Raw genomic sequence first — 22,956 nt, forward strand, 5'->3', positions numbered from 1 at the left:
ATGAAAATATGTTTAATTACAGGTTCGTCGGGACTTATTGGAAGTGAATCGGTAGCTTTTTTTGCTGATAAATTCGATAAAATTATTGGTATTGATAACAATATGCGCGAAGTGTTTTTTGGTGCTAATGCCTCTACAGAATGGAACACGCAACGCCTGATAGATACCATTCCTAACTTTGAACACCATGCAATTGATATACGTAACGTTGAGGAATTAGATAAGCTCTTTTCACGATACACTACTGATATTGACCTTATAGTGCATACCGCTGCACAACCTAGCCATGACTGGGCAGCACAAGACCCATTTATGGATTTTACCGTTAACGCAAACGGCACGCTAAACTTGTTAGAGATGACAAGAAAGCACTGTACAGGAGCTACATTTATATTTACCTCTACCAACAAAGTATATGGTGATACACCAAATTATTTGCCCCTCGTAGAATTAGAAAAACGTTGGGAGATAGATGAAAGCCATCCGTATTATGAAGAGGGTATTGATGAGCTGATGAGTATTGACCAGACAAAACATTCGTTGTTTGGAGCCTCTAAAGTAGCAGCAGACGTTTTGGTGCAGGAATATGGCAAGTACTTCGGTATGAAAACAGGTGTTTTTAGAGGAGGTTGCCTCACAGGACCCAACCATTCGGGTACACAACTACACGGTTTTCTTTCCTATTTAATGAAGTGTGCCATAACAGGCGATAAATATACTGTATTTGGTTACCAAGGAAAACAAGTACGCGATAACATACACAGTTGGGATTTAGTAAATATGTTTTGGCATTATTACCAAAACCCGAAAGAAGGCGAAGTATACAATGCAGGCGGAGGCCGTTTCTCTAACTGCTCTATGGCTGAGGCCATAGCAATGTGTAGCGAAATTACAGGCAAACCCATGAACTACGAATATTCTGAAACCAATAGAATAGGCGACCACATTTGGTGGATTAGCGACGTACGCAAATTTAAAACACACTATCCTGAGTGGAGCTGGAAGTATAATATTAACGATATACTCTCTCAGATTTACGAAAATATGAGTAAAAGATAAAATTCAATTAATGAACATAAGGCGAAAATTCATACAATTTGTAATTGGAGTAAACGAAAATATTTTCTTTTACCCTAAGTTAAAGAAATTCTATAGTCTGCATTTCAAAAACAAACCAATAACACTAATTGATGTAGGGGTTAATAGGGGGCAGAGTATTGATTTCTTTTCAAAAATTGGCAGTAGCATAACTGTTTTCGGGTTTGAGCCAAATAAAAACCTGTATAAAAAATTATTGCGCAAATACGCCTCAAAACCCAACATACAACTTATTAATAAAGGAATAAGCGCACAAAAGGGAATGCTTACCTTTCATGAAAATGTAATGGACGAAACCTCTACGTTTGAGCAATTAAATTATAGTTCAGACTATTTGCAAAAAAAAGCTAAGGTTTTGGGTGTTAAGCCAGAAGATATAATTGTTGGCAGTTATGATGTTGCCGTTGAAACGCTTTACAACTTCTTGCAAGAGCAAAATACGTTTTTTGATGTACTTAAAATAGATATTGAAGGGCACGAGTTAAGTGCTTTACAGGGATTGTTTAACAAAAGTGATGCTAAAATCCAGTATCCTATAAAGTTTATACAATTAGAAAGCCATAACGATACCATGTACCTAAACACGCAGGATAACAAAACAACAATAGATAATTTACTAACCAAAAATGGTTTTAAACTTGTAAAAGAGATTAAGCATGGCTTTGGCGATTTTAGCGAAATTATTTATAAAAACACCCGTTTGTAATGAAGCTTAGCATTGTAATACCTGCCTATAACGAAGAAGAATCTATAACAGAAACTATTGATGGTATAGAAAAGGCCTTTGCTAAGGTAAATATTGAGCACGAAATATTTGTAGTAAACGATAGCTCTAAAGACGGAACATTGCAAGTGCTAGAACAGTTAGCACTAAAATACCCATCGTTAAAATACGAAACAAATGAAGGACCCAACGGTTTTGGCTATGCGGTACGCTATGGTTTGGAACGTTTTTCGGGCGATTGTGTAGCAGTAATGATGGCAGACCTTTCTGACTCTCCTTACGACCTAATACGGTACTACACCACAATGCTAGAGGGTAATTACGATTGTGTATTTGGTAGCCGTTTTATTAAAGGAGGTAAAGTGATAGACTACCCTTTTATAAAAAAGATAATTAACAGAGTTGCTAACTTTATTATAAAAATTACTATGGGCATACGGTACAATGATACTACCAATGCCTTTAAACTTTACAAACGAGAAGTAATAGAAGGTGTTAAACCAATACTAGCCCCACATTTTAACCTCACTATAGAGCTTCCGCTAAAAGCCATAATAAGAGGATATACATATACTGTAGTGCCTAATTCGTGGACGAACCGTAAATATGGTGTTTCTAAACTCAAAATTAAAGAAATGGGAAGCCGTTACTTTTTTATATTGGTATATTGCTTTGTAGAAAAATTTTTTTCTAGAGGTGACTTTAAACGAAAATAAACAACGTAAGTAATGAAAAAAATAAACCTCATTCTATTTCTTATGCTAGTATTGGCTGGATGTAAGGGAGAAACTCCTATAGATGATTTGCCTTTGGTAAAATATGAAATTCAGGTTAGTAAAATAGCGGTGGGAATGAATGCGATAGTTCGTAAAGACGATATCTTTCAGATTTTTTACACAGAAGATGGTTCATTAAATTTCTCTGGAGAAAAAACATTACGCGTAAATGTAAAAGGGAGTAAAGAACCACAGGATATTGTATTTGAGCTACCTGAGCGCATAAAACTGACCAATATTAGAATTGATACTGGAGAAAACAAAGCGCAAGGCGAAATAATCATAAAACGATTTTGGGTAAACAATTTTGATAAACAATTTGAAGTAAAAGGAAACTCTTTCTTCAGCTACTTTACTCTTGGACCAGATATGAAAGTAAGTATGGAAAACTCATCAATAACCACTATTGTAAAAGATGATACGGTTTACGACCCTATGCTATATCCCGATCCAAAATTAACAGCAGAGCTTAAAAAATTATTAAAACAAGAACAGGTAGATGAATTATAGCGACAGAAGATAGAGCTATTACGCCAATATTAGCCACGACTTAATAGCCATAATAAGCAAAAAACAGTATTTTGCGCCAATACTTTAAATAACTAGTATGTTTGTTACTTTTGTTCCACTATTTTGCAAGACATGATTGTACTGCAATAAATTTTTCTACATGAGAAGATTAAAAATTCTTTTTTATTGGATGTTCATCAACAAAAACAATGTTAGCTTTACCGAGTTAATCCAGTTTTTAGTAAAGCCAAAAATTGGTACTCTTGCCAAAAAATATCTTGATACTATTGTAGAAAAAGAAGACTATGAAGTTTCCTTTAAAGGAACAGATAAAATACTTTATTGGCCAAAAACATTTCCATTAAATAGGCTCGACCAAGTAATATGCGAAACGTTTGATACTTCGGATTGGCATTACTACCAAAAAGAACATACACCTATTGAGCAGGGCGAAATACTGCTGGATATTGGTACCGCCGAAGGTTTATTATCGCTTTTAGAAGTTGATAAATGCAAGCATATTTACATGATAGAACCTGGAGTAGGTTTTTATAAAATAATCCAAAAAACATTTGCCCCTTACAAGGATAAAGTTTCTATTTTTAATACCGCTGTGGGTGATGAGGATAGTGAAATACTGTTTAGCGAAGATTCGCTTGATGGTAGGGTTGCCGAAGGTAACGAAGCAAATGCTCAGAAAATAACACTCCGAAAAATAGATACGCTACTATCCAACAACGAAAAAATCACTTATTTAAAAGCCGATATAGAAGGTTTTGAAGAAGAAATGCTACGCGGTGCCGAGCAAACCATTAAACGCAACAAGCCAAAAATAGCAATAACAACGTATCATGAGCAGAACGACCCTAAAGACATTATTAATATTATAAAAGGTTTTGTACCCGAATACAACTATTACGTTAAAGGCATTTACGAAAAAACACCAAAACCAGTACTAATTCATTTCTGGATATAAGCCACTGTATTTTATGAAACCAGAGCTCTCGGTAATAATAGTTAACTACAATGGTTTACAATACCTTAAAGGCTGTTTCGATTCTTTACACGATAAGCTACAGGGTATAAACCATGAAATTGTTGTTATAGATAACAACTCTAAGGATAATAGTTGTGCTTACATTAAACAACACTATCCTGAGGTTGTATTAATAGAGAGTAAAGAAAATCATGGTTTTGGTAAGGGCAACAACGAGGCGGTAAAACATGCCAAAGGCGAATATATACTCTTACTTAATAACGATACCATATTACAAGATAACTTGCTACCTGTTTTAAAGCACATAAAAGCAGATGCGACTATTGGAGCAGTGGGTATAAAAATGGTATCGGGTACTAAAGAGTATTTACTATCTGTAGGGAAATTCCCCGATTTTTTAGGCGTACTAAAAATAAAAAACATGAGTAAAGTAGGTACAGATTTAGTAGCAGCCAACTTTACTAAAAATAGTTATGATGTAGATTGGATAAGCGGATCGTTTTTACTGATGCCTAAAAAAGTATACGATGAAGTAGGTGGTTTTGATGAAAAGTACTTTATGTATGTAGAGGATGTAGATTTGTGTCGTGAAATATGTAATAAAGGCTATAGGCGTGTATTTTTGCCCAATTACAGCTACGTGCACTTTGTAGGTTTTAATAAAAGCAAAAACCCGTTACTGTTGCAAGGACTCAAAACATATATTAACAAACATTATTCAGGATTAGCAGCTATAAAATTAAAATTAGCGTTAACAATAAATGCCACAGTTAAACGATTTAAAAATATCTTTAATTTGGATTAACTTTTTATAGCGTGCTTAACGCACCCACAATAATAAAATGAAACTGAAGCCAGAAACAATATACGCACCGCTATTTATACTACTATTACTAGTACAGCTTTACTTACCATCGTTTAAGGTAAACTTAGCAATACAAATAGTGGTTTTAATGGTGTTTTGTTTTATGGAAAATGCTACGCTATCTAAAAAAATGATTGGTCAGGTAGGCATCTTACTAGCCATACTATTACTGGGCTTTATTGGTACGCTACTCCACAAGTACAACGGGTATAATGTAATTAAAGATGTATTTCACTTTATAAAACCAGTAGTAGGCATCCTTATAGGCTATTTGTTTTTTAGAAGAATAGATAACTTTAGGGTATTTGTACGAATTATTGTAATTGCGGGCGTTATATCGGCACTCATACATTTTTACATATTATTTTTTAAAGTAAACCTTATGAGTGGCTCTGTAGCAAGAATACGCCACTTTACACGCGATAATTTTTTAGAGCTGTTCTCTATTTTCTTTTTAGTGTTTTACAGGAAATACGAGGGCAAACAACTTTTTAGCAATATTATTTTTAGGGCTTTTGCATTTGTACTATTATTATTTTCCAGTATGCTGTACTTATCCCGAACAATGATAGTTATGGCTATAATACTACTCATTACCGTGTACGGATACACAAAAATTACCAAAAAAACACTAGCTGTAGCAGGGGTTGGTATTGCGGGTATAGCTTTATTGTTTGTGTATTTAAATAATGCTAACATACGTAGGGGAAAACCAGGGTTAGAAGGCTTTTTGTACAAAGTAAAAATGGCACCCGAAGAGATATTTGTTACCAACATAAACCGAGACGACCACCGCGATTTATGGGACCACTGGCGCGGTTATGAGGCTATGCGAGCCTATGCCTTAATGAAACGAAACCCCTCTAGCTTTATAGTAGGTACAGGGCACGGATCGTTAGTTAATTTGAAATTTTATGCACCCCTATCGGGTACCCCCGAGGGGTTACGATACATCTCGGAATTGCACAATGGCTATATGTATGTTTTTTACAAGATAGGTGCAATAGGCATACTACTATACCTGTTTATATTGCTCCGTTGGTACAGTTATATTTATAAACGCAAAACGTTTGCAAATGTATTTGTATCGGGCATTGGGGCAGTATATATTTTCTCCTCAATTACTATTACAGGGCTGTTTAATGGTCGCGACGTAATAATATTTATTTTAGGAGGGTTACTGTATTATTCTGCTAAGGCTAATAACACACCTAAGGCAATAGATGTTGCTTTATAACCTTAACAACCTTTTCACTTGCTTTTCCATCTCCATAAGGGTTAGTAGCGGCAGCAATACTATTGTAGTGGTTGGCATCATCTAATAAAGCAGACGCTTCATTTATAATTTTTTCAGTATCAGCACCTACCAGTATGGCAGTACCAGCGGCTACACCTTCTGTACGCTCCGTAACTTCGCGCATTACTAATATTGGTTTACCAAGGCTCGGAGCTTCTTCTTGTATGCCACCAGAGTCAGTTAATATAAAACTACTTTTATCCATCATCCATATAAGCTCGTTATACCCTAGTGGTTTTAATAGTTTTATGTTATCTCGTACCAAAAGCTCGTGTGCGGCAGCTTTTACATTAGGGTTAGGGTGTACGGGGTATAGTATCTCTACACTATCCTTATACTTATCGGCAATGGCAACCAAAGCCTTACATATAGCTGCAAAAGGAGCACCAAAGTTTTCCCTACGGTGGCAGGTAACTAAAATAATTTTTTTACTAAAATCAATAGTGCTAAAATCTTTTAATAATGCAGTAGTATCAACTTTTTTAATGCCCAAAAGTAACGCATCTATAACCGTATTACCTGTAACGTAAATGTTTTTGGTTACACCCTCTTGCAGTAAATTCTGTTTGGCATGCTCAGTAGGGCAAAAATGAAAGGATGCGAGTTTGGTTGTTAATGCCCTATTCATTTCTTCAGGAAAAGGCGAGTGCATATCGTGGCTACGAAGCCCTGCCTCGATATGAGCAATTTGTATTTTCTGATAAAATGCGGCTAATGATGCAGCTAATACTGTAGTAGTATCGCCTTGCACAAAAACCAAATCAAACTTCTCTTTTAAAAGAATATCTTCTGTAATTCGTGCTATAAGTGTTGCAGTAAGTCCGTGCAGTGTTTGGTTGGGCACCATCACGTTTAAATCATAATCGGTAGTAATCTCAAAAAAGTCCAGTACTTGGTCCAGCATTTCTCTATGTTGTGCAGTAATGCCTACTCGTACGGTAAATTGACTTGTTTGCGAAAAAAGCCTAATTAAAGGTGCCATTTTTATGGCTTCAGGTCTAGTTCCGAAAAGAAATAAAATCTTCTTCATTAACGTTCTAACAGCGATATTATGATTAACGCGTGTAAAGCTACTAATTAAAACTATATTTGCAAGGTATAAACAACAATCGATGAAAGTACTTTTTCAGTCCAGAGTAAACCTATACGAAGCACCAGGGGGTGATTTGGTGCAAATGGAAAAAACGAAAAAATATCTTGAAAAATTAGGTGTTACAGTAGCGATATCTTTAGAGGCAGAGCCAGATTTAACCGATTACGATTTGGTTCATCTTTTTAACTTAATGGAGCCGCAGGATATTTATATACAAATGCTTAATGCTAAAAGGCAGAATAAAAAAATAGTACTTTCTACCATTTACGGATTGTATACTGAGTTTGAACGCAAGGAGCGTGGCGGACTTTTCCAGAAAATTGCAAATGTAATTTCGCCCTATCAAATAGGGTATATTAAAGCCCTAGTAAAAGCAATGGCAGCCCGTAACGTGCATAAAGGCGTTTACAAAATGCTGTTTAAAGGCTATTATGCCATGATGAAAGAAGTTACAGCTAATACTGCTGTATTTTTGCCAAATTCTCACTCCGAAATGAAGCGCGTAGCAAAGGAGTTTAAAATTAAAAATCCTCGTTATGTAAGCATACCCAATGCTATTGATAAAGAGGTTTTTAAGTTAGATGATAAACCTTTGAAATACTCGGAATATAAGGATTGTATTTTGTGTGCAGCACGAATAGAGGGCAGAAAGGGCTCGTTAAAATTAGTACGAGCCATGAAAGATTTGCCATACACATTGGTACTTGTAGGAAAAGAATCGGTTAACCAAAAAGAATTCGTAGCACAAGTGCATGCAGAAGCGGGCGATAACGTAGTGTTTTTAGGACCTGTACCACACGAAGATTTAAGAGATTTGTACGCACAGGCACGTGTACATGCCCTTACCAGTTGGATGGAAACACCTGGACTATCGTCGTTAGAGGCTGCTGCTATGGGTTGTAATATTGTTGCAACCAAAAAAGGCGATGCTTACGATTATCTTGGCGATTATGCTTATTACTGCGACCCTGCCGATTCTGATTCTATAAAACAAGCAATAGAAAAGGCATACAATGCTCCTGTAGACCCTAAATTACGCGAAATGATATTGGAGAAGTACACTTGGGAAAAAACAGCCGATGCTACCCTAAAAAGCTATAAAATGGCACTAGGGCACGAGCAATAAGTTTTAGGCATGTTTTTAAAAAGGGACTTTTTTAAAAGAATCGTATAAAAATGTACTAAACGTAAATAATAATCACGCTAAATTTTCTATAGGTATAGAATATATGTATTTTTGGCAACTGAAATAGAGAGAATAGATTGATGAAAATTGCCATTTTAGGAACAAGGGGGATACCTAATTATTACGGAGGTTTTGAACAGTTTGCCGAATTTTTTTCGGTGTACCTTGTTAAAAAAGGGCATGAGGTGTATGTATACAATTCGCATAACCATCCGTATCAGGAAAAAACATTTCACGGCGCCAATATTATACATTGTTACGACCCCGAGTACAAAATGGGTACGGCGGGGCAGTTTATTTACGACTATAATTGTATAATGGACAGCAGAAAGCGCAATTTTGATGTTATACTGCAATTGGGCTATACCAGTAACTCTGTTTGGTGTTTTCTTTTACCTAAAAAGCCTGTAATTATTACCAACATGGACGGTTTGGAGTGGAAACGCTCTAAATATTCCAGACCTGTACAGCAATTTTTAAAATTCGCCGAAAGGCTTGCAGCGGTTAGTAGTGATTATTTGGTGGCAGACTCTTTAGGGATACAAGCGTTTTTAAAAAAACAGTATAAAAAGGACTCCGAATACATTGCCTATGGTGCTACGGTGTTTACAAACCCTAACGAAGCAATACTGGAAGAGTACGGTTTAAAAAAGCATGGCTATAACATGATTATGGCACGCTTTGAACCCGAAAACAATATAGATATGGTACTGGAGGGGGTAGCAAAAGCTAACGACAATACTCCAATATTGGTTATAGGCAACCACAAAACAAAACATGGTAACTACCTTACCGAAAAGTACAGTGCCTACAAAAAAATTAAATTTATGGGTGCGTTGTATAACCTAGAGCATCTGGATAATTTGCGCTTCTTCTCTAAAATATATTTCCATGGGCACTCTGTGGGAGGTACAAACCCATCGTTATTGGAGGCAATGGCATCGGGGGCGTTAATAGCAGCTCACAATAATGCGTTTAACAAAGGCGTTTTACAGGATAATGCGTTTTATTTTGCAAATCCAGATGAGGTAATGTACCTATTGGAGCATTTGGATAAAACAGCACACAAAGAAATTATACAAAACAATACACAAGCAATACAAAACGACTTTAACTGGGAAAAAATAAATGGCAAATATTTACAATTTTTCGAGGCATGCTTTGCTAAAAAGAATAGGACTCACGCCGGGTAAAAAAATGCTTGTTTTTTTCATTTCGGCAGCGTTGTTAACCATACCGCTGGCGTATGTGTACAACAGTATTACGCTTATTCTGTTTGTACTGTATACCTTTTTATCATTTAGTAATAAAAACATAAAGTTACGGTTGCCGCTACTGCCTGTAATGCTACTTTTTTTACTTATGGCAGTATCGCTCACATGGTCGGTAGATCCTAAGAGTACCCTAAAAGCATTGGGCAGGGAAGCCCCTTTATTATTTATTCCGCTGGCGTTTTGTTTTAACCAGCCACTATCGCGCAAAGCGCTATTAAAAGTACTGGAAAACTATAGTTTAGGGATTACGGTATTTGCATTATTCCTGTTAGGCAGGGCTTTATTCCGCTATAACGATGGCGCAAGTGCCGATGTCTTTTTTTATCACGAATTAGCCACTAACGATATTAATGCCATATACCTGTCGGTACTTGTATCTACAGCATTAATGTATGTTTTATGCAAAAAACGAAAAACCGTTTTTGGGTACTTTTTACTCGTTTTCCTACTGGTTTTTCTGTTTCTGCTATCTTCAAAAGTCATTATTATTACCAACGTACTGCTCATAGCCCTATACTATATTTTTTATTCGGGTTTAACGGTTAGGGGGCGTATTGCCGCACTAGTAATGCTAATGGGTATTACTGTGGCAATTGGGTACTATGGTAAAATAAAAGAGCGCATTGCTGCCGAGTTTACCTACAGCGAAGCCAACCCAATGGAGGAGGGGGTACACAAGGTTACCTTAAAAGAGGCTTGGACACGAACCGATTTTAACGCTAACGATTATTTAAATGGTACAGCATTTAGGGTATACCAAGTAAGGGTATTTACCGAGATGTTGGATGAGGATCCTGTATTGTTTACAGGCTATGGGCTTAATGCATCGTGTTATAAAGTAGAGGAACAGGGTATGGAGCATAATTTAGTACACGGCTCTGAAGATGGTATAGTTTACAACAAACTCAACTTCCATAACCAGTATGTACAAGCATTTGCCGATTTGGGTGTTTTTGGGTTTTTACTCGTGGTAATTATGCTGTTGGTTAATCTTAAAAATGGTTTTAAAAAGAAAGATTTTGTGCATATTGCTTTTGGAATTGTTATGATAAGTTTATTTTTGACGGAATCATTCCTGTGGAGGCAAAGAGGGGTAGTTTTCTTTACCATGTTTTACTGCATTTTTAATACCGCTTTGCTAACAGGCATTACAGACAAAAAATAGATATGAAAAGAATACTTATAACGGGAGCGGCGGGCTTTTTAGGCTCACACCTTTGCGACAGGTTTATTAAGGAAGGATATTACGTTATGGGTATGGATAACCTTATTACGGGCGACCTTAAGAATATACAGCACCTTTTTAAGCTCGAAAATTTTGAGTTTTACCACCACGATGTAACCAAATTTGTAAGTATTCCAGATAAATTAGATTATATACTGCATTTTGCATCGCCAGCAAGCCCTATAGATTATTTAAAAATACCCATACAAACCTTAAAAGTAGGCTCGTTAGGAACACACAATTTACTTGGTTTGGCACGTGTAAAAGGCGCAAAAATACTCATTGCATCAACATCAGAAGTGTATGGCGACCCGCTAGTACACCCACAAACCGAAGATTATTACGGTAATGTAAACACTATAGGACCGCGTGGTGTGTACGACGAAGCCAAGCGTTTCCAAGAGTCCATTACCATGGCATACCATACCTTTCATAACGTAGATGTACGCATTGTGCGCATATTTAATACTTACGGACCCAGAATGCGCCTTAACGACGGTAGGGTAATACCTGCCTTTATTGGGCAAGCCTTGCGTGGCGAAGACCTTACGGTGTTTGGCGATGGTATGCAAACACGCTCGTTTTGTTACGTAGACGACCAAGTAGAGGGTATATACCGATTGTTACATTCCGATTACGTGTACCCTGTAAATATTGGTAATCCCGACGAAATAACCATTAAAGATTTTGCCGAAGAGATTATTAAACTTACAGGAACCGACCAAAAAATAGTATACAAACCATTACCTAAAGACGACCCTTTACAACGCCAACCCAATATTGATAAGGCTAGAGAAATATTAGGATGGGAGCCAAAAGTAGGGCGCGAAGAAGGAATGAAAATAACCTACGATTATTTTAAATCGTTATCTAAAGAAGAGCTGCTAAAAGAAGACCATAAAGATTTTTCAGGATTTATACATTAACATGATTTCATTAGGCAAAGGCAGGTACTCGAAATATTTACGACCCATTAGCATCCTATTCGATATACTTGTTATTAGTACAATGTATCGCTTCTTTTTTAGTGCCCTAAACGTAAACAATGTCCATTTCACGGCGTATCAGCTGGCATGCTGGTTAATTATATCCTACTTTTCAGGCTTTTACGAGGTATACCGTTATACTACCGTAGTGCAAATACTCTCCAAACTGTTTAAGCAAGGAGTACTGTTTTTACTAGTAATTATTGCGTTTTTCCCATTTGCTAAAGAAACCTTGTTTAGCGGGCAGGCAATAGCCAAATACATGGTAACCTTATTTGTTACTATAACTGTTTTTAAGCTGTTACTGTTTTACTACCTAAAAAAATACCGCATAGCCACAGGTAGCAATTACAGGAATGTAGTAATAGTTGGTTTTACCCAGCAAGCCATAAACCTTAAGGAGTTATTTGATACGAGAGTTGATTATGGCTATAATTTTCACGGCTATTTTTCAGATAAAAAAACAAACCCGCAAATAGTTGGTAAACTCAGCGAGATAAAACAATTTACACTCGCCAATAAAATAGATGATATTTATTGCTCATTAAACGAGCTGAACAACCAGCAAGTGCGCGACCTTGTAGCGTTTGCCGAAAACAATAACAAAACCATAAAGTTTATACCCGATACGAAGCAAATACTATCTAAAAACCTGCGTATAGACTATTATGAGTCATTCCCAGTACTATCGTTACGTAAAACACCACTACATGAGCCTATTGCCAAAATAATTAAAAGAGCTTTCGATATTGTTTTCTCATTGCTCGTAATTATATTCGTGCTATCGTGGTTTACACCCTTAATGGCACTCATTATAAAACTAGAATCCAAAGGACCTGTATTTTTTATGCAGAGCCGCCCTGGGATTAACGAAACCGAATTTTTCTGCTATAAATTCCGCTCCATGCGCGTTAACAAAACCACAGAGCAATCGGTAGTAAAAAATGACCCAAGGGTAACCCGAGTGGGTAAATTTATACGAAAAACCAGTTTAGATGAGCTTCCGCAATTCATCAACGCATTAAAAGGGCAAATGTCGGTAGTAGGACCACGCCCCAACCTATGGTTACAAAACAAGCAGTACAGTGCTACCATAAAAAAATATGGTATGCGCCACTATGTAAAACCAGGTATAACAGGGCTTGCACAAGTAAAAGGTTACCGCGGGGAGATTAGTACCGATGAAGATATGATTAACCGTATAAAATACGATATATTTTATATTGAGAATTGGTCGTTATTACTCGACTTAAAAATTATCCTACAAACCGTTACCAACATAATAATGGGCGACGAGAAGGCTTACTAACTACAACACAAACAGCAACACACACAGATATGAAAATTTTACTATTAGGATCGGGAGGAAGAGAGCATGCACTAGCATGGAAAATGGTACAAAGCCCAAAATGCACATCGTTATTTGTAGCACCAGGCAATGCAGGTACAGCAAGTATAGCAACCAATGCAGCCGTAAACCCAAACGATTTTAATGCGGTAAAAGATTTTGTACTTGCCCAAAATATAGGTATGGTAGTGGTAGGACCCGAAGACCCTTTGGTAAATGGTATTTACGACTTTTTTAAGAATGATGCACAGCTTGCCAACATCCCTGTAATAGGACCATCAGAACATGGGGCGCAGCTTGAAGGAAGTAAAGAATTTGCCAAAAAATTTCTGGTAAAAAACAATATACCCACCGCAGCGTACGACAGCTTTACTAAAGATACCGTAGCGGAAGGATGTAAGTTTTTAGCAACCCTACAACCGCCTTACGTACTTAAAGCCGACGGATTGGCAGCAGGGAAGGGCGTATTAATAATACAAGATTTACAAGAAGCCCAACAAGAGTTGCGCAATATGCTTGTAGATGCCAAATTTGGCGATGCAAGTGCTAAAGTGGTTATAGAGGAATTTTTAGATGGCATTGAGTTGAGCTGTTTTGTACTTACCGATGGTAAAAGCTACAAAATACTCCCCACAGCTAAAGATTATAAGCGTATAGGCGAAGGCGACACAGGGCTTAATACGGGTGGTATGGGGGCAGTATCGCCCGTTCCGTTTGCCGATGATGCCTTTATGCAAAAAATAGAAGAGCGTATTGTAAAACCTACTATACAAGGTTTACAAAACGATGGTATAGCATACAAAGGTTTTGTGTTTATAGGGCTTATAAAAGTAGGCGATGACCCGTTTGTAATAGAATACAATGTGCGTATGGGCGACCCCGAAACGGAAGTAGTATTACCAAGACTTAAAAGTGATATTGTAACCTTGTTTGAAGCCTTAGCCAACCAAACACTAAGCAAAACTACGCTGGAAATAGATAATAGAACTGCGGCTACTATAATGCTAGTATCAGGCGGATACCCTGAAGGTTATGAGAAAGGAAAAGTAATTACGGGGCTAGATACCATTACCGACTCTATAGTGTTTCATGCAGGAACAAAGCAAAATAACGATGGTGCTGTAGTAACCAATGGCGGTCGTGTACTAGCCGTAACATCGTATGGTAATAGTTGGGACGAAGCCATAAAAAAATCTTATCAAAACATAGAAAAGCTACATTTTGATAAGATGTATTGTAGAAAAGATATCGGTTTCGACTTATGATAAGAACGAGTGTGCCGTAGTATCTTGTTCGTCGTCGCGGTTTTCTTTAAATATCTGTAATTGCTTAATCCAGTATACGGTAGCAGCACAACAAATAATAATAAAAATCCAAGTAATAATATTAGCAATCCACCAGTTTTCCAGTTCCAAAGCACGGAACATATCCATTGGTAGGAATAATATATCAGTAAAAAGGTAACCTATAGCTTCAAAAAACGCTCTCATCTTTAAACAAGTATTATATTTACATCCACAAAAGTATATAAAATTTCCAAATGTTAGCAAGTGTTTTTAATAAATCGCGGCCTATAAATTATGTAATAATAGCCGTTACACTTGTTTTATTTTACATAGCCTACCTTTTAAAGGCATATTCGGGGATAGAAACGGGACATGTTTCGCTCATATTCCAAAAATTTGGGCTGTTGTTATTGCTTGTAAGTGGGCTATTTCTGCTAAATTTTATTGCCCATAAAAACAGGCTAAGTAAAGATACTACCTATGCCATGCTGTTGTTTATGGTTTTTTTATTGCTTTTTCCTACAGTATTTGTAAACACCAATAGTATTATAGCCAACTTCTTTTTACTGTTGGCATTGCGGCGGCTTATATCATTACAATCGTTATTAACACCTAAAGAAAAAATATTTGATGCCTCTTTTTGGATATTTGTTGCCACCTTATTTCATTTTTGGAGCATTGCGTATATTATAATGGTATTTATTGCCATTATTATTCACGTAGCTGTGGATTATAGAAATTGGGTTATTCCGTTTATTGCTTTTTTTGCAGTAGGCATATTGTTTGCCATGGCAACCCTTATTATAAACCAAGATTTTTTTACCCACGTTGTAAGTGAAATGCGCGTTAGTTTTGATTTTACGTACTTCGAAAATATCCATCAAAACATAGCACTAGCCTTTTTTGCCTCAGTAACAGTACTATTTTTATTTGCCTATTTGGTTTTTATAAATGGCATGCCCATTAATTTAAAAATAGGGCACAGGCAAATACTACTCTCGTTTTTAATAGGGGTAGGCATCTATGTACTATCTGCCGATAAAAACAACAGCATACTAGTATTTACTTTTGCACCATTAGCTATAATGGGAGCAAATTATCTGGAAAATCAGGAAAAATACTGGATTAAAGAGGTAGTACTTATAACAATAGTACTTGTAGCTTTATTGCTATTTATATTGCAAATGCTATAATTTGCTACCATAGGCAAGGTCGCCCGCATCGCCCAAACCAGGCACAATATATTTTTTATCATTTAAACCCTCATCCAATGTAGCAATCCACAGGTGGCAATGGTCGGGGAGCTGTTCTTTTAAGTATGCTACGCCTTCGGGAGCTGCAACAACTACAGCAATATGAATTTCTTTTGGTGTTTCCTTTTCCATAAGCTGGTTAAACACGGCTACTAACGATTGCCCCGTTGCCAACATTGGGTCTACCAAAATAAGCGTTTTACCGTTAAACGAAGGCGCAGCACGGTACTCTACCAATATTTCAAAAGCATCATCGTTATTGGGGTGGTGCCTGTAGGCAGAAACAAAACCATTTTCGGCATCATCAAAAAAATTCATAAAACCCGTATGCAATGCCAACCCAGCACGCAGTATGGAGCATAATACCACACCATCGTTAAGTGCTGTGGTTTTTTTAACCCCCAGTGGCGTAGTAACCTCAACATCCTTATAGGTTAATGCTTTACTAAGTTCGTACGCCATAATTTCGCCAATACGCTCTATGTTTTTCCGAAATCGCATGCTATCTTTCTGTACCGATACGTCCCGCAACTGCGTTAAAAAATGGTTGAGTATGCTGTTAGTATCAGAAATATAATGGATGTTCATGCGAAAAAAAATTAGTATTAGCAGGATAAAAGTATTAAAACTATATTTGTAAATAAAATTTTGAATATGTTTTCCGAAATAGCATTCCCCGTTTTTGAACAAAGTATCCGCGATTATCATGCATTTGATAATGTAGATCAACCAATTAACAATCCTTACAGTAAAAATACAATAGAGCACTTGCTTTATGCAAAAAACTGGATAGATACGGTGCAATGGCACTTGGAAGACATTATTAGGAACCCCGAGATAGATCCTGTAGCTGCTTTAGCATTAAAACGCCGTATTGATGCCTCTAACCAAGAGCGTACTGATATGGTGGAGTATATTGATAGTTACTTTTTACAAAAATATGCTACCGTACAGGTTAAACCCGAAGCAAAAATAAACTCTGAAAGCCCCGCATGGGCATTAGACCGATTATCGATATTGGCACTAAAAATATACCACATGCACGAAGAGGCTACACGTAATGATGCATCAGAAGCGCATCGCCAAAAATGTACCGATAAATTAAATGTATTGCTGGAGCAGAAGAAAGACTTATTTACTGCTATAGATGATTTAATTGCCGACATTGAAAATGGCGATAAGTATATGAAAGTCTACAAGCAGATGAAAATGTATAACGACGAGGAACTAAACCCCGTTTTGTACCAAAACAAAAAGTAAACTTTTGGCGCGTAAACGACATATCCTTGTAATAAGGCTGTCTGCAATGGGCGATGTTGCAATGGTAGTACCTGTATTACGAGCGTTAACAGCACAGCATAAGCATGTGCGTGTTACTGTTGTATCCAGAATTTTTTTTAAGCCCTTTTTTAACGATATTCCTCGTGTAAACTTTTTTGCTGCCGAACCTAAAGGCAGGCACAAAGGCTTTTTAGGCTTACTAAAATTGTATAAAGAACTTAAGGTATTACATTTTACGGGCGTTGCCGATTTGCACAATGTAATCCGAAGCAAGGTAATAACAAAACTGTTTGAGCTAAAAGGCAAGCGGGTTGCAACCGTAAATAAAGCCAGAGAGCAACGTGCGGCATTAGTACGCCCCGAAAATAAGGTTTTTGAACCCCTAACGCCTGTAATACAACGATACGCCGATGTATTTGCAGCATTAAACCTACCTATAGACCTTACTGCAATTAGCTTTCCAGAGAAAGAAGAATTATCGCCCGATATACTAGCCAATACAGGCGATAAAGAAAGCAATAACTGGATAGGTATAGCCCCTTTTGCAAAACACAGGAGTAAAATATATCCTACAGCACTAATGCAGCAAGTTATTACAACACTTGCCACCAACCCAAATAACAAACTGTTTTTATTTGGCGCAGGACGTAGCGAAATACAAAAGCTACGACGTTTTTCTGGAAATAACGATAATGTAATTGTTATTGCAGGTAAAATGAATTTAAAGCAAGAACTACAGCTTATAAGCAACCTCGATGTAATGCTTAGTATGGATAGTGGTAATGCGCACATTGCAGCCATGTACGGTGTTAATGTAGTAACCCTTTGGGGGGCTACCCACCCGTATGCAGGCTTTGCACCGTTTAATCAGCCTCAAGAGAATCAGTTAGTTGCTGATAGGGAAAAATATCCTAAGTTGCCTACCTCTGTTTACGGCGATAAAAAAGTAGCGGGTTATGAGGATGCTATGCTTACCATAAAGCCCCAAAAGGTGGTAAATACTGTAAATAAGTACCTAAAGTAAGTACACTATACAAAATAAAAAATCGGGCAGTGTTTACACTGCCCGATTTTTTTATTACTGGTAAACCAACGGGTTTATACATCATCGTAATCAACATAAAGCTCTTTAGATGTTGGGTGCGCCTGGCACGTAAGTATAAGCCCTTCTGCAATTTCGCCGTCAGTAAGTATGGCATTCTTTTTCATTTCGGCACTACCGCTCGTTACACGCCCCATACAGCTACTGCATATACCCCCTTGGCAGGAGTAAGGCGCATCTATGCCTTGTTTTAGTGCAGCATCCAAAATGGTCATTTTTTGCGACATATCAAACGTGGTTTCCTCATCGTCTACCATTACCGTAATTTTAGAGTGCCCCTCTAGGCTCACATCAATTTCATTTTCTGCAATAGGGGTAGAGAACAACTCAAACTTAATGCACTTTTCGGGTACATTACTTTCTTTAAGTACCTCGCTTACCGTTTTAATCATAGCCTCAGGTCCGCACAAATAAAACTTAGAAAACTCCTTTTCCTTATGCTTATTTTTTAGCACAAAATTCACGGTAGAACGCTCAATACGTCCAAAAACCGAATCTTCCGTACGGGCCTTACTGTACACAAAATGCACAAAAAAGCGTCCTACATATTGCTGCTGCATGTCGTGCAACAACTCATGGAATATGGTGTCTTCGGGTGTTTTATTACCATATGCCAGTACAAAGGTACTTTTAGGCTCGCCCTGTAATACCGCCTGTATTATAGCGAGTATGGGTGTAATACCACTACCTGCTGCAAAGGCAGCATAATTACGTTGCCTGTCGGATTTAGGTTCAAAAGTAAATTTACCTTCGGGGGTACCTACTTCTATAGTATCGCCCACTGCAAGTTTTGTATTGGCAAACTCCGAAAATCCGCCGTGATTTACCGCCTTTATGGCTACACGTAACTCGTTACCGTTAGGCGGAGAGCAAATAGAGTAGGCTTTACGTACCTCTTTACCGTTTAAGTTGGTTTTTAAGTTAATGTACTGCCCTGCTATAAATTTATAATCGTTTTTTAGTGCATCAGGAACATCAAAAGCGATAGATACCGCTCCTTTCGTTTCTCTCTTAATGTCTTTTATGGTTAAGGGATGGAATGTTGACATATTTTATTTCTATTTAGTTGCAAAATTAAGCATTCCTCACAGGTAAATAAAATTAAGGAATGCATAAATTATACATAAAAATCTTATGCATAATGAAATTATGTATATATTTGTATTATAAATGATTTTGAATACAAACCCAATATGAAAAAATCCTCGTTATATAAAGGCAGCCTTACTACCATAATTATGAAGCTTTTAGAAGAAAATGGGCGCATGTATGGTTACGAAATAACCCAGAAAGTAAAGCAAATTACCAAAGGAGAGCTACACATTACCGAAGGTGCGTTGTACCCTGCATTACACAAGCTGGAGGGTGGCGGGTTGTTGGAGGCTGAGGTAGAAAAAGTAGATAACAGGCTGCGCAAGTACTACAAACTTACCGAAGATGGAAAACGCGAAACCGTAAACCGCATGCACGAGCTAGAAGAATTCATCCGCAATATGCAAACCCTTGTTAGCCCTAATACAAACCCTGATTTACAATTTTAAATTATGATAATAACAGCACAAAACATTGAACAGATTGATGCAAGGCTTATTAAAATAGGTGTTGCTTACGCAGATATAAGAGCCGAACTTACCGACCATGTTGCCACAGCCCTAGAGGCGCAAGAGGGTAACTTTAACGAAGCGTTTGAGGCGTATATGGTACAAAACAAAAAGCAATTAAAACGCATGAACCGTAAAATGTTTTTTACCTCGTTTAAAACCTCTCATGTGCAAATAGTAAAAACAATTGTACAGCCCATTTTTTTGGTAGCTTTTGTAGTGGTGTTTTCACTTGCTTACCTGCTAAGTATCATTATAAATTTAAAAGTACTAACAGGAGCAATGTTTTTTATTTTTTGCGTTATAGGTGCTGTTACCAGTATTTTATCGTTAGTACGTACGTTTTCGGGTAAGTACAACTACTCGGGTACATTAGGGTATGGTGTTACAACGTTGGTATTGCTGTATTCGGGCATTTACATGCTGGGTTGGCAACATAGCCTAAATAGTAGCTTGCCTGTACTGTTATTTTATACGGTAACCATTGTAGCATCGGCAGCTATGTTTGTTACAACCCAAAAGCAATATAAAAAATACCGATTGCAGTACGAAAAATAGTGAATGCGTTATGAAATGGGCTAGTAAAGATAAAAAAATAACCGCAGCGCAAATGGATAGGCTATTCCGCTGATAGAGCTGTACCCAGAATACAGCATTGTAGAGCAATAATAAGAAACTGTAACATTTTATTATGTTTTGCTACTAACTGAATAACCAAAACAACCAAAATATGTTCAGTAAATTTATTGCGCTCGAATGGAAATCCTTTTTTAGGTCTCCTGCACTAACGGGCAACCTCATCATGAAAATACTCATGGTGCTTGGGGCACTGTGGTTTATTATTAGTTTTTTAATGTTGGGTATTGGGAGTTATTTTATTATAGAAGATAACTTTAAACAAGATCCGCTAGAGGTAATAAACAAATACCTAATATACTACTTTGTGGCAGATATTTTAGTGCGCCTACTGTTGCAAAAAATTCCTGTTGTAAACGTAAAACCATTGCTTACGTTACCCGTAAAACGGGACACCATAGTAAAGTTTGTATTGGGTAAAACAGCATTATCGTTTTTTAACTACCTGCACGCCTTTTTGTTTATTCCATTTTGTATAATACTAATAGCTAAAGACTATAACCCGCTTAATGTTGTGTTTTGGCATTTGGGTATTATGGCATTGGTATATTGCAACAATTACCTGAATATGATTTTGAATGATAAAGATAATCTTTTCGCCATCTTTATCGGATTCATAATACTAATGGCAGTATTACACTATTACGATGTATTTGATATTACCAATTATACGTCAGTATTTTTCTACGGAATGTATACAACCAACTACATGTTTGTACTACCATTACTAGCACTTATAGGGCTATTGATGTACAGTTTTACGTACTTTAAAAAACATTTGTATCAGGACACGGGGCTTTCTAAAAAACAATCGCAAGCCACTACTCAAGATTATGCTTGGCTTAACCGTTACGGTACATTAGGAACATTTCTTAAAAACGACATTAAACTCATCCGTCGTAACAAACGCTCTAAAACTACAGTACTATTAAGCGTACTGTTTTTATTTTACGGCGTACTTTTTTTTACTGATGCAATAGATGTGTATAAAGACAATTCGTTTATGCAAATGTTTGCAGCCATATTTGTTACAGGTGGTTTCTTGTTCACCTTTGGGCAATTTGTACCCAGTTGGGATAGCGCCTATTACCCCCTTATGATGAGCCAGAACATAAAATACCGCGAGTACATATCCTCTAAATGGTGGTTAGTAGTTATAGGTACTTTTATTAGTACATTGCTAGCATTACCCTATTTATATTATGGTATAGATATTTACCTCATGATACTTGCAGCAGGCGTATTTAACATAGGTGTAAATTCCCATTTAATACTATTGGGCGGAGCCTATATAAAAACACCTATCGATTTAGGTTCGAGCAAACAAGCCTTTGGCGATAAAAAAGCCTTTAACATGAAAACCATGCTACTATCGTTACCCAAAATGATACTGCCTATGGCACTATACGGTTTGGGTACAGCATTTATTAGCCATAACTGGGGCGTAATGCTTGTTGTTATTGCAGGCATTGCAGGTTTTGCCCTCCGCAATAAAGTATTTGCCATGGTAGAAAAGATATATAAAACAGAAAAGTACGCAACACTACAATCGTACAAACAAAAAAACTAAAAGCAATACACAATGATACAAGCACATAACTTAAAAAAAGCATATAGCGGTGTAACCGTACTAAATATAGGAAACCTAGAAATACCAAAAGGCGAGAGCTTTGGGTTAGTAGGTAACAACGGCGCAGGGAAAACCACATTTTTTAGCCTGTTGCTGGATTTAATACAACCCTCTAGCGGTTATATTACAAGCAATACCATAAAAGTGAGTGAAAGCGAGGCTTGGAAACCCTTTACATCGGCATTTATAGATGAAACCTTTTTGATAGGCTACCTTACTGCCGAAGAGTATTTTTATTTTATTGGCGAATTGCGAGGGCTAAACAAAGCCGATGTAGATGCGTTACTACTAAAACACGAAGATTTTTTTAACGATGAGATTTTAAGGAAAAAGAAGTACCTGCGCGATTTATCCAAAGGAAACCAGAAAAAAGTAGGTATTATAGCCGCGCTAATAGGCAAACCCGAAGTAATAATACTGGATGAGCCTTTTGCCAACCTAGACCCTACAACCCAGTTTAGGCTTAAAAAAATAATTAAAAATTTGGCAGAAGACCCCGAGGTAACCATACTCGTGTCCAGCCACGATTTAGCCCATACAATAGAGGTAAGTAACCGAATAGTAGTACTCCAAAAAGGCGAAGTGGTAAAGGATATAAAAACATCCGAAGAAACACTAAAAGAGCTCGAAGCCTTTTTTGCAGTCCAATAAGTACACCTCCTGCCAAAGCAGGAGGATTCTTTTGTATTCCATTTTTTGGCGTAAAAGTATTCTCTAGTAACGAAAAGAAGTGTATTTTTACCCCCTCTTTATACTAAAAAGTGAATTTAATAGTTAAAGGAATAAAA

At 37.0% G+C, this 22,956-nt stretch carries 24 protein-coding genes; 20 read left to right on the plus strand and 4 right to left on the minus strand.

Annotated elements, in window-relative coordinates; translation table 11 throughout:
- From K1I41_RS04000 to K1I41_RS04030, 7 genes are all read left to right on the plus strand, one after another.
- Entirely contained in the window at positions 1–1,059 is a 1,059-nt protein-coding gene (locus tag K1I41_RS04000; RefSeq protein ID WP_220641395.1) for an NAD-dependent epimerase/dehydratase family protein, read from the plus strand.
- A 10-nt stretch (positions 1,060–1,069) separates the two neighbouring features.
- On the plus strand, positions 1,070–1,804 hold the full coding sequence (locus tag K1I41_RS04005) for an FkbM family methyltransferase (RefSeq protein WP_220641396.1): 735 nt from the start codon (positions 1,070–1,072) through the stop codon (positions 1,802–1,804).
- A complete protein-coding gene (locus K1I41_RS04010; RefSeq protein WP_220641397.1) occupies positions 1,804–2,538 on the plus strand; it encodes a glycosyltransferase family 2 protein in 735 nt (244 codons plus the stop codon). The genes K1I41_RS04005 and K1I41_RS04010 overlap by 1 nt, the downstream gene beginning before the upstream one ends.
- Before the next feature lie 12 nt (positions 2,539–2,550).
- The gene (locus K1I41_RS04015; RefSeq protein WP_220641398.1) at positions 2,551–3,108 is read left to right on the plus strand and encodes a hypothetical protein; all 558 of its coding nucleotides are present in this window, start codon (positions 2,551–2,553) and stop codon (positions 3,106–3,108) included.
- A gap of 160 nt (positions 3,109–3,268) precedes the next feature.
- On the plus strand, positions 3,269–4,084 hold the full coding sequence (locus tag K1I41_RS04020; RefSeq protein WP_220641399.1) for an FkbM family methyltransferase: 816 nt from the start codon (positions 3,269–3,271) through the stop codon (positions 4,082–4,084).
- A gap of 13 nt (positions 4,085–4,097) precedes the next feature.
- Positions 4,098–4,910: a glycosyltransferase family 2 protein gene (locus tag K1I41_RS04025; protein WP_220641400.1), complete on the plus strand. Its 813-nt coding sequence runs from the start codon at positions 4,098–4,100 to the stop codon at positions 4,908–4,910.
- Between the two features lie 37 nt (positions 4,911–4,947).
- The gene (locus K1I41_RS04030; RefSeq protein WP_220641401.1) at positions 4,948–6,207 is read left to right on the plus strand and encodes an O-antigen ligase family protein; all 1,260 of its coding nucleotides are present in this window, start codon (positions 4,948–4,950) and stop codon (positions 6,205–6,207) included.
- On the opposite strand, the gene wecB is transcribed toward K1I41_RS04030, so the two are convergent.
- Positions 6,182–7,297 carry a non-hydrolyzing UDP-N-acetylglucosamine 2-epimerase gene (gene wecB, locus K1I41_RS04035; protein ID WP_220641402.1) on the minus strand — a complete coding sequence of 372 codons (1,116 nt, stop codon included), beginning with the start codon at positions 7,295–7,297 and terminating at the stop codon, positions 6,182–6,184. The genes K1I41_RS04030 and wecB overlap by 26 nt on opposite strands.
- Before the next feature lie 82 nt (positions 7,298–7,379).
- On the opposite strand from wecB, the gene K1I41_RS04040 reads away from it, so the two are divergent.
- From K1I41_RS04040 to purD, 6 genes are all read left to right on the plus strand, one after another.
- Entirely contained in the window at positions 7,380–8,486 is a 1,107-nt protein-coding gene (locus tag K1I41_RS04040; RefSeq protein WP_220641403.1) for a glycosyltransferase family 4 protein, read from the plus strand.
- A 140-nt stretch (positions 8,487–8,626) separates the two neighbouring features.
- Positions 8,627–9,739: a DUF1972 domain-containing protein gene (locus K1I41_RS04045; protein ID WP_220641404.1), complete on the plus strand. Its 1,113-nt coding sequence runs from the start codon at positions 8,627–8,629 to the stop codon at positions 9,737–9,739.
- Between the two features lie 4 nt (positions 9,740–9,743).
- On the plus strand, positions 9,744–10,985 hold the full coding sequence (locus tag K1I41_RS04050; protein WP_220641405.1) for an O-antigen ligase family protein: 1,242 nt from the start codon (positions 9,744–9,746) through the stop codon (positions 10,983–10,985).
- A 2-nt stretch (positions 10,986–10,987) separates the two neighbouring features.
- A complete protein-coding gene (locus K1I41_RS04055) occupies positions 10,988–11,971 on the plus strand; it encodes a UDP-glucuronic acid decarboxylase family protein (RefSeq protein WP_220641406.1) in 984 nt (327 codons plus the stop codon).
- Between the two features lies 1 nt (position 11,972).
- Complete coding sequence (locus K1I41_RS04060) at positions 11,973–13,340, plus strand: undecaprenyl-phosphate glucose phosphotransferase (protein ID WP_220641407.1); 1,368 nt, start codon at positions 11,973–11,975, stop codon at positions 13,338–13,340.
- A gap of 29 nt (positions 13,341–13,369) precedes the next feature.
- Positions 13,370–14,644 carry a phosphoribosylamine--glycine ligase gene (purD, locus tag K1I41_RS04065; RefSeq protein ID WP_220641408.1) on the plus strand — a complete coding sequence of 425 codons (1,275 nt, stop codon included), beginning with the start codon at positions 13,370–13,372 and terminating at the stop codon, positions 14,642–14,644.
- Here purD and K1I41_RS04070 read toward each other — a convergent pair.
- Positions 14,639–14,869 (minus strand): DUF6341 family protein, encoded by a 231-nt coding sequence (locus tag K1I41_RS04070; protein ID WP_220641409.1) that lies wholly within the window; start codon positions 14,867–14,869, stop codon positions 14,639–14,641. The genes purD and K1I41_RS04070 overlap by 6 nt on opposite strands.
- A 50-nt stretch (positions 14,870–14,919) precedes the next feature.
- On the opposite strand from K1I41_RS04070, the gene K1I41_RS04075 reads away from it, so the two are divergent.
- Positions 14,920–15,858 carry a DUF6427 family protein gene (locus K1I41_RS04075; RefSeq protein ID WP_220641410.1) on the plus strand — a complete coding sequence of 313 codons (939 nt, stop codon included), beginning with the start codon at positions 14,920–14,922 and terminating at the stop codon, positions 15,856–15,858.
- On the opposite strand, the gene upp is transcribed toward K1I41_RS04075, so the two are convergent.
- A complete protein-coding gene (gene upp, locus K1I41_RS04080; RefSeq protein WP_220641411.1) occupies positions 15,853–16,506 on the minus strand; it encodes a uracil phosphoribosyltransferase in 654 nt (217 codons plus the stop codon). The genes K1I41_RS04075 and upp overlap by 6 nt on opposite strands.
- A 66-nt stretch (positions 16,507–16,572) precedes the next feature.
- Here upp and K1I41_RS04085 point away from each other — a divergent pair, with 66 nt between their 5' ends.
- Both K1I41_RS04085 and K1I41_RS04090 read left to right on the plus strand, forming a co-directional pair.
- Positions 16,573–17,178: a DUF4254 domain-containing protein gene (locus K1I41_RS04085; protein WP_220641412.1), complete on the plus strand. Its 606-nt coding sequence runs from the start codon at positions 16,573–16,575 to the stop codon at positions 17,176–17,178.
- A gap of 4 nt (positions 17,179–17,182) precedes the next feature.
- On the plus strand, positions 17,183–18,223 hold the full coding sequence (locus K1I41_RS04090) for a glycosyltransferase family 9 protein (protein ID WP_255566965.1): 1,041 nt from the start codon (positions 17,183–17,185) through the stop codon (positions 18,221–18,223).
- A gap of 74 nt (positions 18,224–18,297) precedes the next feature.
- On the opposite strand, the gene K1I41_RS04095 is transcribed toward K1I41_RS04090, so the two are convergent.
- Entirely contained in the window at positions 18,298–19,350 is a 1,053-nt protein-coding gene (locus K1I41_RS04095) for a ferredoxin--NADP reductase (RefSeq protein WP_220641413.1), read from the minus strand.
- Between the two features lie 144 nt (positions 19,351–19,494).
- Here K1I41_RS04095 and K1I41_RS04100 point away from each other — a divergent pair, with 144 nt between their 5' ends.
- The 4 genes from K1I41_RS04100 to K1I41_RS04115 all read left to right on the plus strand — a co-directional run bounded on the left by K1I41_RS04100 (position 19,495) and on the right by K1I41_RS04115 (position 22,819).
- Positions 19,495–19,842, plus strand: a complete 348-nt coding sequence (locus K1I41_RS04100) for a PadR family transcriptional regulator (RefSeq protein ID WP_220641414.1) — start codon at positions 19,495–19,497, stop codon at positions 19,840–19,842.
- A 3-nt stretch (positions 19,843–19,845) separates the two neighbouring features.
- Positions 19,846–20,460 carry a hypothetical protein gene (locus tag K1I41_RS04105; RefSeq protein ID WP_220641415.1) on the plus strand — a complete coding sequence of 205 codons (615 nt, stop codon included), beginning with the start codon at positions 19,846–19,848 and terminating at the stop codon, positions 20,458–20,460.
- Between the two features lie 172 nt (positions 20,461–20,632).
- The gene (locus tag K1I41_RS04110) at positions 20,633–22,108 is read left to right on the plus strand and encodes a DUF5687 family protein (RefSeq protein ID WP_220641416.1); all 1,476 of its coding nucleotides are present in this window, start codon (positions 20,633–20,635) and stop codon (positions 22,106–22,108) included.
- Positions 22,109–22,120: 12 nt separating this feature from the next.
- Positions 22,121–22,819, plus strand: coding sequence for an ABC transporter ATP-binding protein (locus tag K1I41_RS04115; protein ID WP_220641417.1), 699 nt, complete (start codon positions 22,121–22,123; stop codon positions 22,817–22,819).
- Positions 22,820–22,956: the final 137 nt, after the last annotated feature.

It is taken from the genome of Flavobacterium litorale, from assembly GCF_019613795.1.
In the GTDB taxonomy this organism is placed as follows: Bacteria; Bacteroidota; Bacteroidia; order Flavobacteriales; family Flavobacteriaceae; genus Flavobacterium; species Flavobacterium litorale.